The sequence below is a fragment of the Actinosynnema sp. NPDC002837 genome, from assembly GCF_040295345.1.
In the GTDB taxonomy this organism is placed as follows: Bacteria; Actinomycetota; Actinomycetes; order Mycobacteriales; family Pseudonocardiaceae; genus Actinosynnema.
Genome location: NZ_JBEOVG010000063.1, coordinates 1 through 12,899 on the forward strand (window position 1 = coordinate 1; position 12,899 = coordinate 12,899).

The following is a 12,899-nucleotide window of genomic DNA, read 5'->3' on the forward strand; positions in this document are numbered from 1 at the left end:
GCCCCGGGTGTCCACCCCCCCGCCCGGGTGCCCGCCGCCACCGGCGCACCCGCGCGGGCTGGGTCAGGCGGCCGGCGGGAGGCCCAGTTCGCGGGCGATCAGCATCTTCTGCACCTCGCTCGTGCCCTCGCCGATCTCCAGGATCTTCGCGTCGCGGTAGAAGCGGCCCACCGGGTACTCGTTCATGAACCCGTACCCGCCGAAGATCTGCGTCGCCTCACGCGCGTTGTCCATCGCCGCCTCCGACGACACCAGCTTCGCGATCGCCGCCTCGCGCTTGAACGGCTCGCCGCGCAGCATCTTCGCCGCCGCCTGGTAGTACGCCAGCCGCGCGGTGTGCGTGCGCGCCTCCATCTCGGCGATCTTGAACTGGATGGCCTGGTACTCGCCGATCCGGTGCCCGAACGCCTCGCGCTGCCCCGCGTACTTCAGCGACTCGTCCACGCACCCCTGCGCCAGGCCGACGCCGATCGCCGCGATCGCCACCCGGCCCTCGTCCAACGTCTGCAGGAACTGCGCGTACCCGCGCCCGCGCTCGCCGACCAGGTTCCCCAGCGGCACGCGGCAGTCCTGGAACGACAGCTCACGCGTGTCCGACGCGTTCCACCCGACCTTGGAGTACTTGCGCGACACCGAGAACCCCGGCGTGCCCGACGGCACGATGATCGTGGAGATCTCCGGCCTGCCGTCCTCCCGCCGCCCGGTCACCGCCGCCACCGTCACCAACCCGGTGATGTCCGTGCCCGAGTTGGTGATGAACGCCTTGGCGCCGTTGATCACCCACTCGTCGCCGTCGACCCGCGCGGTGGTCCGCAGCGCGCCCGCGTCCGACCCGCTGCCGGGCTCGGTGAGCCCGAACGAGCCGAGCACCTCGCCGCGGCACAACCGGGGCAGCCAGGTCGCCTTCTGCTCGGCCGAGCCGAACCGGAACACCGGCATCGTCCCCAGCGAGACGCCCGCCTCCAGCGTGATCGCCACCGACGAGTCGACCCGGGCCAGCTCCTCCAACGCCAGGCACAACGCGAAGTAGTCGCCGCCCATGCCGCCGAACTCCTCCGGGAACGGCAGCCCGAACAGCCCCATCCGCCCCATCTTGGCGACGACCTCGTAGGGGAACTCCTCGCGCTCGTAGAACCCGCCGATGACCGGCGCGACCTCCTCGCGGGCGAACTCCTCGACGGTCTTGCGCAACGCCTCGTATTCCTCGTCAAGGCGGAAGTCCAACATCGTTCACTCCTCGTGGGGCACGACGACGGCAAGGGTTTCGTCCAGCGCGACCTGTTGGCCCGCCTGGACGTGCACTTCGGCGAGCACGCCCGCCACGGGTGACGTGACGGTGTGCTCCATCTTCATCGCTTCGACCACGAACAACGCCTGGCCGGCCGTCACGTGCTCGCCCTGGGCGACCCGCGCCACGAGCACCGTGCCCGGCATCGGGCTGGTCACCGGCCCACCGCTGCCCGCCGCCGACGACGCGGCGACCTCCGACGGCAGGGTCTCGGTCAACGCCCACGCGTGACCGTCCCGGCCAAGCCACAGCACGTCGCCCGCACGGGCCATCGCGTACCGCCGACCGCCGACCACCAGCCACGCGTCCTCGACGTGGGCCGCGAGCCGCACCGGTTCCCGGCCGTCGACGGACACCTCGTCGCCGCGCACCCGGACCTCGACGCCGTCGATCAGCCACTTCGTCCACGCGTGCTCGCCGACCCGCCACCCGCCGGTCCGCTCCCACGGGTCGTCGCCGCGCACCGCGAGCTGCCGCTCCAGCGCCGCCGCCGCCAGCACCTCGTCCGGCACGTCGTGGCGCGTCAACGACTCCAGCCCGCGCTCGACCAACCCGGTGTCCAGCGCACCCGCGCGCACGTCCGGGTCGCGCAGCAACGCCCGCAGGAACGGGATGTTCGTCGTCACGCCCAGCAGCACGAACCGCCCCAACGCGGCGTCCAGCCGGCGCAGCGCCTCCTCCCGCGTCGCACCGTGCGCGATCACCTTGGCCAGCATCGGGTCGTAGTCGCTGCCGACGGTCAGCCCCACCCGCAACGCCGAGTCCACCCGCACGTCGGAGGGCTCGTCCAGCGCGAGCACCGTCCCCCCGGTCGGCAGGAACCCGCGCGCCGGGTCCTCGGCGTAGACGCGGGCCTCGACGGCGTGCCCGGCCAGGTCCACCGACGTGAAGCCCAGCGGCTCGCCCGCGGCCACCCGCAACTGCCACTCGACCAGGTCGACGCCGGTCACCAGCTCGGTCACCGGGTGCTCGACCTGGAGCCTGGTGTTCATCTCCATGAAGAAGTAGTCGCCGGACGCGCCGTCCACGATGAACTCGACCGTGCCCGCGCCGACGTACCCGACGGCCTTCGCCGCCTCGACCGCCGCCGTGCCCATGGCCTCCCGCAGCTCCGGCGAGACCATCGGCGACGGCGCCTCCTCGATGATCTTCTGGTGCCGCCGCTGCAGGCTGCACTCGCGCTCGCCGAGGTGCACGACCCCGCCGTGCGCGTCGGCCAGCACCTGGATCTCGATGTGCCGCGGGTTGCCGATGAACCGCTCGATCAGCAGCGCGTCGTCGCCGAACGACCCGCGCGCCTCGCGCCGCGCCGACTCGATGGCGTCCCGCAGGCCGGCACCGGACTCCACCAGCCGCATGCCCTTGCCGCCACCGCCGGCGGACGGCTTGAGCAGCACCGGGAAGCCGATCTCGCCCGCCGCCTCGACCAGGTCGTCGTCGGTCATCCCGACCTCGGTCCGCCCCGGCACCACCGGCACGCCCGCCGCCGCGACGGTCAGCTTGGCGCGGATCTTGTCGCCCATCGCCTCGATCGCGTCCGCGGGCGGACCGATGAACACCAGCCCGGCCTTCTCGCACGCCCGCGCGAACTCCGCGTTCTCGGCGAGGAACCCGTACCCGGGGTGCACGGCCTGCGCGCCGGTCGAGAGCGCCGCCTCGACGATCCGCTCGACCGACAGGTAGCTCTCCCGCGCCGACGCGGGCCCGATGCGCACCGCCACGTCCGCCATCCGCACGTGCAGCGCGTCGGCGTCCGCGTCGCTGTGCACGGCCACCGAGCGGATCCCGAACCGCCGCAACGCGCGGATCACCCGCACCGCGATCTCGCCGCGGTTGGCCACCAGAACGCTGTCGAACATCTCCTGCCGAGACATCGCCCTCACATCCGGAAGACGCCGTGGGAAACCGGCTCGATCGGGGCGTTCGCCGCCGTGGACAGGGCCAGGCCGAGCACCGTGCGCGTGTCGAGCGGGTCGATCACGCCGTCGTCCCAGAGCCGGGCCGTGGAGTAGTACGGGTTGCCCTGGTCCTCGTACTGCTGCCGGATCGGCGCCTTGAACGCCTCCTCGTCCTCGGCCGACCACTCGTCGCCGAGCTGGTCGCGCCGCACCGTCGCCAGCACCGAGGCCGCCTGCTCGCCGCCCATCACCGAGATCCGGGCGTTGGGCCACATCCACAGGAACCGGGGCGAGTAGGCCCGGCCGCACATGGAGTAGTTGCCCGCGCCGAACGACCCGCCGATGACCACGGTGAACTTCGGCACCCGCGCGCACGCCACCGCCGTCACCATCTTCGCGCCGTGCTTGGCGATGCCCGCCGCCTCGTACTCGCGGCCGACCATGAACCCGCTGATGTTCTGCAGGAACACCAGCGGCACGCCGCGCTGGTCGCACAGCTGGATGAAGTGCGCGCCCTTCAACGCCGACTCGCCGAACAGCACGCCGTTGTTGGCCACGATGCCGACCGGGTGGCCGTGGATCCGGGCGAACCCGGTGACCAGCGTCGCGCCGTACTCCTTCTTGAACTCGTGGAACCGGCTGCCGTCCACGACGCGGGCGATCACCTCGCGCACGTCGTAGGGCGTGCGGCTGTCCGTCGGCACGACGCCGTACAGCTCGGCGGGGTCGACCGCGGGCTCCACGGTCGGCTCGACCTGCCACGGGCGCGGCGCGCGCGGACCCAGCGTGCTGACGATCGAGCGCACGATCCGCAACGCGTGCGCGTCGTCCTCCGCCAGGTGGTCGGTGACGCCGGACGTGCGCGAGTGCAGTTCGCCGCCGCCCAGCTCCTCGGCCGTGACGACCTCGCCGGTCGCGGCCTTCACCAGCGGCGGGCCGCCGAGGAAGATCGTGCCCTGGCCGCGCACGATCACCGCCTCGTCCGACATCGCGGGCACGTACGCGCCGCCCGCCGTGCACGAGCCGAGCACGGCGGCGATCTGCGGTATGCCGCGGGCGGACATGGTGGCCTGGTTGAAGAAGATCCGGCCGAAGTGCTCGCGGTCCGGGAACACCTCGTCCTGCTTCGGCAGGAACGCGCCCCCGGAGTCCACCAGGTAGACGCACGGCAGGTGGTTCTGCAGCGCCACCTCCTGGGCGCGCAGGTGCTTCTTCACCGTCAGCGGGTAGTAGGTGCCGCCCTTGACGGTGGCGTCGTTGGCGACGACCACGACCTCGCGGCCGGACACGCGGCCGACGCCCGTGATGACGCCCGCGGCGGGCGCCTCGTCGCCGTACAGGCCGTCCGCGGCCAGCGGCGACAGTTCGAGGAACGGCGAACCGGGGTCGAGCAGCGTGTCGACCCGGTCGCGCGGCAGCAGCTTGCCGCGCGCCACGTGCCGGGTCCGTGCCTTCTCCGGGCCGCCCAGGGCGGCTCGGCCGAGCTTGGCGCGCAGGTCCTGCACGAGTCGCGCGTGCTCGTCGTGGTAGCGCCGGAAGGCCTCGGCCGACTTGTCGGCCGTGCTGCGCAACACCGGGGCGTCCATCGAACTCCTCGCGGTTAGCCGTCGTTAACCTGAGGAGATGTTAGCGCTTGTTAACTCCTGTTCACAAGCCGGAGGGGGCCGCGGGTGCGGCCCCCTCCGGGGTGGTGCGGGTCCAGGTCAGCCGGTGACGGCGGTGAGCTGGGGCAGGTAGCCGAGGCGCTGGCCGTTGCGGTTGGGGTGGTAGGACTCCTCCACCGGCCACGACAGGCTGTTGAGCCACCAGTCCGACGAGCAGATCTCGTGCCCGGTGAACGCGGTGCGCAGGTCGCGGTAGGCGAACGACTTCGCGCCCGCCCGGGCGGAGATGACCTGGTGCAGGGTGTCGGCGGCGGAGTTGATCGCCGCGCGCTTGGTGTCGCTCAGGCCGACCGAGCAGCTGCCCGGCACCTTGTACAGGCGCGGGTAGCCGAGCACGACGACCGTGGCGGACGGCGCGCGGGTGCGGATCTGCGCGTAGACGTTGTCCAGCAGGCCGGGCAGCGTGCCGGTGGCGTAGGCCTTGGCCTGGTTGACCCGGTTGACGCAGGTCGAGTCGGAGCCGAAGGTGCACGTGGTGATCACGTCGGTGAAGCCGGCGTCGTTCCCACCGATCGAGATGCTGACCAGGGAGGTCGAGGCCGTCAGGGCGCTGACCTGGTTGGCGAGCACGTCGCCGGTCTTGGCGCCGGAGCAGGCCACGAACTTGAACGACGCGGGCGCGTGGGACGCCGCCCAGAGCGCCGGGTAGCTGTACTGGCTGCGCTTGCAGCTGCCGGAGTCGCTGTAGTACGAGCCGGTGCCCGTTCCGGACGAGTAGGAGTCGCCGAGTGCGACGTAGTTGGCGGCGGCCGCTTCGGCCGGCACGACGAGTGCCAGCGCGGCGACGATTGCCAGCGCCGCGCTGGACAGGGTACGGACAAGGCGCATCGGAGCCTCCCGGAGGGAAACAACGCAGGGTGTGATGCGGAGCACAACAAGGGTTACCAGTAAGTAGTCCTATATAAAAAGAGTGGGTCAAGAGTTAACTACGCGTTTCGGCCGCGGGGCGGTGATCGTTTGCCGACGGCCAGGTTAACGCCCGTTTACGTGGACCGGGCCGGCCGTTTAAGATGGGCGCCGTGCCAGCCGAGCCAGCGAAGCAGACCCGCCGTGACCAGATCCTGGCCGCCGCCGCCGAACTGTTCGCCCGGCACGGCTTCCACGGCGTCGGCATCGACGACATCGGTGCCGCGGTGGGGATTTCCGGGCCGGCGCTGTACCGGCACTTCCGCAGCAAGGACGCGATGCTGGGCGAGATGCTGACGTCCATCAGCGAGCGGTTGCTCGACGGCGGGCAGAACCGGGTGGCCGCGTCGGGCGACCCGGCGCACGCGCTTCGGGAATTGATCCGGTGGCACGTCGACTTCGCGTTGGACGACCCGGCGCTGATCACCGTGCAGATCCGCAACCTGGCGAACCTGACCGACCCGGACCGGCGGCGGGTGAGAGCGCTCCAGCGGCGTTACGTCGAGGTGTGGGTGGAGACGATCCGCAAGACGTCGCCGGAGGTGGACGAGCCGACCGCCCGTGCGGCGGCGCACGCCGTGTTCGGCCTGATCAACTCCACGCCCCACAGCGCGCACCTGGACCGCGACCAGATGGCCGCGCTGCTCTCGCAGATGGCGCTGGCGTCGTTGTCGGGCGCGTTGCCCGTGCACCCCTGACGCGCGGGGAAGGCGCAGGTCGCGGGTCCCGAGCGTTCGACTCGGGGGTGCTGGACGTCGGACATGCGGGGCCTTGACGTAGCACGCGGTGGTCCTGAGCGCAGGACACGCGGCGGGGTGGGTGGGGGAGTTTCGCGTACGCTGGGCTGCCAATGGGTGACGTGGCGGTGAAGACCACCGGGGGGTGGCCGGGGCTCCGGTTGCTCGCCCGCCTGCCCGCCTGGTTCAGGTTCGTGCTGGTGGCGCTGGCCGTGTTCGTCTGCGGCGTGATCGCGTCCAGGCCGGCGGGCGCGACCGACACCTCGCCACTGGAGGGTGACGTCGCGGTGGCGGCGCGGGCCGTCGAGGCGATGGCCAACCCCAGCGGGGCGAACCCGCTCCTCGGGTTCCCGGCCGACTTCGGCGAGGTGACCAACCGCGAGCCGGTGGTGGTCCCCGGGCCCGACGGGTCCACCCGGGCCGTCGACCCGAACGGCGGGTGCTCCGGCCCGGCGGGCGACACCGAGTGGGACTTCGGCACCGGCTGCAAGGCGCACGACCTGGGCTACGACCTGCTCCGCTACGCCGAGCACAAGGGCCGCCCGCTGGGCCAGGAAGCCCGCAAGTCCCTCGACGCCCGCCTCGCGGCCGACATGCACGCCCAGTGCGACGTGAACCCGCGCGGCCACGCCACGCGGTGCCACGCGACCGCCCAGCTCTACGCGGCGGGCCTGGAGTTCAACTCGTGGCGGCAGCGCTGGGGACCGCCCGGCCACGAACCCGTCCTCGCCTGGGGCTTCGGCAGCGCCGTCGTGGTGTTCCTGCTGCTCGCCCGCCTGCCGCGCAAGCGAGGACCCGACGAACCCGTCGACGCGCCCCGGCCACGGGCCACCCACGACCGCTACGCCACGTTCCTGCGGCTGAGCGCGCTCGCCCTGGTGGTGATCGGCCAGTCCGTGATCACCGTCCTGCACTGGGCGGGCGTGAGCGCGACCTGGCTGTGGCTGCTCACCTGGGCGCTCCAGGCCATCCCCGTCTTCTACTTCGCGGGCGGCCACGCCAACCTCGTCGGCTGGCACGCCGTGCAGGCCGACCACGGCGGCTACGGCCGCTACCTCGCCGCGCGGATCTCCTGGCTGCTGCGGCCCGTGCTCGCGTTCGTGCTGGCCTGGCTGGTCCTGCCGCTGCCGCTGGAACTGCTCGACGTGGACAAGTCGCGGGTGGAGATGTTCGGCCGGCTCATCGCGCACCCGCTGTGGTTCCTCGGCCTGTACCTGGTCGCGGTCGCCGCCACCCCGGTCATGGCCTGGCTGCACCGCAACGCCCGCCTGGCCACGCCGGTCGCGCTCGTCGCCGCCATGATCGTGGTCGACCTGGCCCGCATCGGCTTCGCCTGGCGCACCGGCGGCTACCTCAACCTGGTGCTGGGCGCGCTGCTGCTGCAACAGCTCGGCTTCCACTACGCCGACGGCAGCCTGCAGCGCGTCTCGCGCAAGGTGCTCGGCGCCCTCGCGCTCGCCGCCGTGCCCGCGCTACTCGCGCTGATCACGTTCGGCGGCTACCCGCGCACGATGATGCCGCTGCCCGGCGAGGGCGGCTCGAACCTCAGCCCGCCCACCGTGTGCCTGCTCGTGCTCGGCCTCGCCCAGATCAGCGTGGTGCTGCTGCTCAAGCCCCGCGTCACGGCGTGGCTCGCGGGCAGCGGGCCGTGGCGGGTCGTGGAGTTCGCCCGGACCGCGCCCATGACGGTCTACCTCGGCTACCTGACCGTGCTGGCCGCCGTGATCGGCGTGCTCGGCCTGCTCGACTCGCCGGCCACGTTCGACTGGGTCGCCACCAAGCCGCGCTGGCTGGCCGTGCTGGTGCTGCTGCTCCTGCCCGTCCTGGCCGTGTTCCACCGCTTCGAGCGGAACGCCGCGCTCAGCCCCTGCCGCACCCGCGAGACCCACCGCACCCGGCTCGCCGTCACGCTCGGCGCCGGCTACGGGGTGCTCGGCGTCCTCGGGTTCGTGGTGACCGGGTTCGCGGGCGCGGCGGGCACGCTGGTCGTGCTCAAGGTCGACCCGCTGCAGAACCTGATCCACCTGCTGCTGGGCTGGTACCTGCTGCACACCGCGCACGCCGGCACGTGCCACGGCCGCCGCCCCTGGCTGCTCACCGCCTTGGCCTGCGTGCCGCCGCTGCTGGTGCTGGAGCCCACCGGCGCGGTGGTCGTCCTGCACGGCGCGACGATCGTCGTCGCCCTGGCGGCGGCCATACCGAAGCAGGACCAGGCACACGCAGGTGAACACCGGCAGCCACGTCCCGCGTTCCAGCACCCATAGCGCGTCCGACGGCGGCGTGTGCAGGCCGCGCAACGAGCCGAACACCGATCCCGCCAACGTCACCACCAGCAACGCGCTCTGGTGCACCAGGAAGATCGGCAACGCCCGCGCGTTCAGCCGCCGCGCCGGGAACGACGGCCGGACCAGCAGCACCAACCCCACCTGCGCCAGCGCCAACGCCAGCGCCGCGGCCGACGGCGGCGACAGGTTCGACTCCGCCGCGCCCGGCACGCCGACCGCACTGGCCGGGTACCCGGCGGCCAGCAGCAGCGCGAACGCCACCCCGCCGGCCGCGAACAGCACCGCACCCCACGAGCGGTGGTGCCCCCGCTGGGCCACGAGCACGCCCACCTGCCACGGCGCCCACCACACCGCGACCACGTTCACCCAGCCGACGTCCACCGCCACCAGCGCGACCGGGACCACCACGCCCCACCACCCCAGCCGGCGCAGCAACGGCGTGAACGCCGACAGCACGACGTACACGACCAGGAACCACAACGGCGTCACGACGAGGTACCCGACGGTCATCACGGTCTGCTGCGGCAACCCGCGCATCGACAGTCCGAACAGGACCGCGGCCCACGCGCCCAGCAGCACCACCACCGGCGGCACGAGCTTGCGCGCCCGCGACCACCACGGCACGCCCGACCGCACCGCGCCGAACCCGCCGGCGAAGAAGAACAGCCCCAACACCTGGAGCACCCAGGTCAGCGGCGCCAGCTCCGGCATCCACCGCAACGGGCTGTCCACCACCAGCCCGTCACCGGTGAGCACCACGGCCGTCACCAGCCAGTGCCCCAGCACCACCCCGACGACGGCGATCGCGCGCGTCGCGTCGATCACCGGGTCCCGTTGCGTCACGGCGTCTCCCCCACCGCGATCCGGGACAGGGCGCGCAGCGACGGCGTGCCCTCCCGGAAGTACTCGTCGTGCCCGATGTCGCCCGCGTCGAGCACCCGCGCGCCGAACGCCGGGTCGACCGGGTCGGGGCCGTGCCCCAGGTCGCCCAGCCGCACCGAGGGCACCCACCGCGTCCAGTCCCGGCCGCCGCGCGCCGCCCACACCCGCGCGGCGGACGTCACCGAGTCCACCCGCACGCCGGGTGAGCCGAGGAGCACCACGTCGTCGACGCGTGGCCGGGCCAACCCGCACACCACCGACCCGTAGCTGTGGCACATCAGGTGCACGTGCCCCGGCAACGTGCGCACGTACTCGTCCAGCGCGACCGCGCCCGCTCGCGCCAACCGGCCGCCGGCCGCGTCCACCCCGAGCCCGGACGGCGTCCGGTACCCCAGCCACGCGACCACCGCGACGTCGTCCCGCCCGACGGACGCGTGCAGGTCGCGCGCCATCCGCCCGACCGTGCGGTCGAACCGCCGGTCGTCCACATCGGACCCCGGCACGACGACCGCGACGTGCGCGGCCCGGGCGAGGTCGCCGTGCACCTCGACCCTGGGCGTGAACGGCGGCGGGTCGCCACCCGGCACCGCCAGGACCAGCAGCGCGGCCACCAACGCGATCTTCTTCGGCATGGCGCCGAAACTAGGAAGGCCACACCCCTCGCGGCGTCACCCCGCGGTGCCGTTCCCCGGGCCCTACCCGGGTACCACGAGGCCGGACTCGTAGGCCGCGATCACGGCCTGCGCCCGGTCGCGCAGGCCGAGCTTCATCAACACCCGGCTCACGTGCGTCTTCACCGTCTGCTCGGCCAGCACCAGGTGCGCGGCGATCTCGCCGTTCGACAGGCCCTGGGCGATCAGCCGCAGCACCTCGGTCTCCCGCTCGGTCAACGCGGTCAGCGCGGCGGGCTTGACCACCCGCACCGGCTGCGCCTTCACGAAGTCCTCGATGAGCCGCTTGGTCACCGAGGGGGCCAGCAACGCGTCGCCGCGCGCCACCACCCGCACCGCGGCCAGCAGCTCGCTCGCGGGCGCGTGCTTGAGCAGGAACCCGCTCGCACCGGCCCGCAACGCCTCGTAGACGTAGTCGTCCAGGTCGAACGTGGTCAGCACGAGCACCTTGACCGGGTCGTCGGCCAGCAGCCTGGTCGCGGTCAGCCCGTCCATCTCCGGCATCCGCACGTCCATCAGCACCACGTCCGGCCGCAGCCTGCGGACCTCGCCGACTGCGGCGACGCCGTCGCCGGCCGACCCCACCACGCTGATGTCCGCCTGGGCGTCCAGCAGCGCGGAGAAGCCCTCGCGCACCATCTCCTGGTCGTCGGCGACCAGCACCCGGATCACCGCTGCCCCACCGGCACGATCGCCCGCACTTCGAACCCCCCGTCCGCGGTCGGCCCGGCGGTCAGCGAACCGCCGTGCACCGCCACCCGTTCCCGCATGCCCCTGAGCCCGTGCCCGCCGCCACCGCCGAGCGACGGCCCGCCCGCCGCGTTCCGCACGACGACCCGCAGCGCGTCGTCCACCAGGTAGACGGTGACCGACGTGGTCGCGCCCGGCGCGTGCCGACCGGCGTTCGTGAGCGCCTCCTGCACGATCCGGTACGCGGTCAGCCCGACGGCCTCCGGCACCTCGGCGTCGGTGACGGACGCGTCCGCGTGCAGCGACCGGATGTCGGCCAAGCCCGGCTGCGGCGTCCGGTCGGCCCGCCGGTCGGACTCGCGCAGCACGCCGAGCAGCTGCTGCATGTCCGTGATCGCGGCCCTGGCCGCCGCGCCGAGCTCGGCGAACTCCTGCCTGCCCGCCTCGGGCAGGTCCGCGATCCGGTAGGGCGCGGTCTCGCACCGGACCACGACCAGCGACATGTGGTGCGCGACCACGTCGTGCATCTCGCGGGCGATCCGGGCGCGTTCGACCAGCGCCGCCTTCTCGTCCTGCTCGGCGTGGAACCGCCGCTCGGCCCGCCCGCGCGCGCCGAACGCGTACCCGAGCAGGAGCACCAGCAGCAGCAGGCCGATGGTCGGCAGGGCCCCGCCCGACCGCTCCACCCAGAGCACCACGCCGGACGTGATCAACGCCACGAGCAGCACGACCCGGCCGCGGTGCACGGTCGCGACCGCCAGCAGCACCGGCACGTACCACCACCACTGCCAGCCGCCCAGGGCCGCGGGTTCCGAGGGCGTCAGCAGCCGCATGACCACCAGACCGGCCGTGGCCAGCCGCCACGCCACGAGCGTGGAGCGCAGGGTCAGCGCGGTGCTGCCGGCGACGATCGCGAACAGCAGCGGCCACCAGCCGTCCGGTTCCTCCCGCGTGACGTAGTCGGAGCTCACCCCGATCGCGATGATCAAGCCGTGGAGCAGCACCAACGCCGTCAGCGGGTGGCGGAAGCGGAAGCCGTCGAAGACCCGCGAGCGGTCGCGGAACAGCACGACCTGGAGGAGAGTGCGGATCACGGCCCCGATGCTATGCGGCGGGCCGCGACGACACATGCCACCACGGTCTGTCATACCCGGGTACGACCCGCCCACACCGGGGAGCGCACGCACGGGAGGACCGCCCGCGCCGAAGGCCGCCCATACCGGACAGGCGGCGCACCGGACAAGCCGTTGCGGTGGGCGAACACCACCGGGTAGGCAATATGCAGAGCTGTGCGCCCCTACTCCGTGTTGGAAGATGGCTGAATGCACCCGCAGCAAGATCCGGATCGCTGGTCGCGGCTCCAGGCCGTGGCCGGCGAAGCCCTGACCGCGGCCAAGGTCGGGGAGGACGCGGTCGCGGTCGACCTCGTCACCGGGTACCTCAGCGGCTCGCCCGAGGGCAACGAGGAGATCCGGGAGCTGGTCCTCCTGCTGTTCTCCGAGTGCAGCGCCATGGTCGCCGCCCTGGGCTCGGGCGGCGCGACACCGGTGAAGATGCAGGTCTTCGACGAGGACGGGCAGGAGGTGCCGATCGACGACGCCGACCCGCCGGTCCGCACCGCGATCCGCACGCTGCTCGCCGAGGTGCACGGCGACCAGGAGGCCGCGGCCGAGCAGATCGAGATCGCGCTGGCCAACGGGCAGCCCCAGGAGCTGGCCACGGTGGTGCTCCAGGCCCTGCGGTGGACGGTGAAGCTGGCCGTGGAGTGCGGGCTGCGCGACCTCCCCGTGTCGCCCTGGATCGCGACCGCGCTGGAGGAATAGTCCCGTTCGCCCGGTTCGGCCGCCCTCTTCCACCGACGGAACCGTAAAGAACCTT

At 72.8% G+C, this 12,899-nt stretch carries 10 protein-coding genes and 1 pseudogene; 3 read left to right on the forward strand and 8 right to left on the reverse strand.

The window, feature by feature from the left end:
* Positions 1-63: 63 nt before the first annotated feature.
* The 4 genes from ABTZ99_RS31580 to ABTZ99_RS31595 form a co-directional block, all read right to left on the reverse strand.
* Positions 64-1,227: an acyl-CoA dehydrogenase family protein gene (locus ABTZ99_RS31580; RefSeq protein WP_498784428.1), complete on the reverse strand. Its 1,164-nt coding sequence runs from the start codon at positions 1,225-1,227 to the stop codon at positions 64-66.
* Between the two features lie 3 nt (positions 1,228-1,230).
* Positions 1,231-3,147 carry an acetyl/propionyl/methylcrotonyl-CoA carboxylase subunit alpha gene (locus ABTZ99_RS31585; RefSeq protein ID WP_499616540.1) on the reverse strand — a complete coding sequence of 639 codons (1,917 nt, stop codon included), beginning with the start codon at positions 3,145-3,147 and terminating at the stop codon, positions 1,231-1,233.
* A gap of 20 nt (positions 3,148-3,167) precedes the next feature.
* Positions 3,168-4,772 (reverse strand): carboxyl transferase domain-containing protein, encoded by a 1,605-nt coding sequence (locus ABTZ99_RS31590; RefSeq protein WP_498784430.1) that lies wholly within the window; start codon positions 4,770-4,772, stop codon positions 3,168-3,170.
* Positions 4,773-4,889: 117 nt separating this feature from the next.
* On the reverse strand, positions 4,890-5,678 hold the full coding sequence (locus ABTZ99_RS31595) for an SGNH/GDSL hydrolase family protein (RefSeq protein WP_498784432.1): 789 nt from the start codon (positions 5,676-5,678) through the stop codon (positions 4,890-4,892).
* A 191-nt stretch (positions 5,679-5,869) separates the two neighbouring features.
* Between ABTZ99_RS31595 and ABTZ99_RS31600 the strand changes: the two genes are divergently transcribed.
* Both ABTZ99_RS31600 and ABTZ99_RS31605 read left to right on the forward strand, forming a co-directional pair.
* Positions 5,870-6,454 carry an SACE_7040 family transcriptional regulator gene (locus tag ABTZ99_RS31600; RefSeq protein WP_498784434.1) on the forward strand — a complete coding sequence of 195 codons (585 nt, stop codon included), beginning with the start codon at positions 5,870-5,872 and terminating at the stop codon, positions 6,452-6,454.
* A 152-nt stretch (positions 6,455-6,606) separates the two neighbouring features.
* Positions 6,607-8,757: a phospholipase A2 gene (locus tag ABTZ99_RS31605; protein ID WP_499616458.1), complete on the forward strand. Its 2,151-nt coding sequence runs from the start codon at positions 6,607-6,609 to the stop codon at positions 8,755-8,757.
* Between the two features lie 15 nt (positions 8,758-8,772).
* Here ABTZ99_RS31605 and ABTZ99_RS31610 read toward each other — a convergent pair.
* The 4 genes and pseudogenes from ABTZ99_RS31610 to ABTZ99_RS31625 all read right to left on the reverse strand — a co-directional run.
* Positions 8,773-9,621 (reverse strand): annotated as a pseudogene (locus ABTZ99_RS31610) (acyltransferase family protein); the annotation flags it as partial.
* A complete protein-coding gene (locus tag ABTZ99_RS31615) occupies positions 9,618-10,292 on the reverse strand; it encodes an alpha/beta hydrolase (RefSeq protein ID WP_499616461.1) in 675 nt (224 codons plus the stop codon). The gene ABTZ99_RS31615 and the pseudogene ABTZ99_RS31610, both read right to left, overlap by 4 nt.
* 63 nt (positions 10,293-10,355) lie before the next feature.
* A complete protein-coding gene (locus tag ABTZ99_RS31620) occupies positions 10,356-11,003 on the reverse strand; it encodes a response regulator transcription factor (RefSeq protein WP_498784440.1) in 648 nt (215 codons plus the stop codon).
* A complete protein-coding gene (locus ABTZ99_RS31625) occupies positions 11,000-12,115 on the reverse strand; it encodes a sensor histidine kinase (RefSeq protein WP_499616464.1) in 1,116 nt (371 codons plus the stop codon). The genes ABTZ99_RS31620 and ABTZ99_RS31625 overlap by 4 nt, the downstream gene beginning before the upstream one ends.
* A 228-nt stretch (positions 12,116-12,343) precedes the next feature.
* On the opposite strand from ABTZ99_RS31625, the gene ABTZ99_RS31630 reads away from it, so the two are divergent.
* Positions 12,344-12,844 (forward strand): hypothetical protein, encoded by a 501-nt coding sequence (locus tag ABTZ99_RS31630; RefSeq protein WP_498784444.1) that lies wholly within the window; start codon positions 12,344-12,346, stop codon positions 12,842-12,844.
* Positions 12,845-12,899 lie beyond the last annotated feature (55 nt).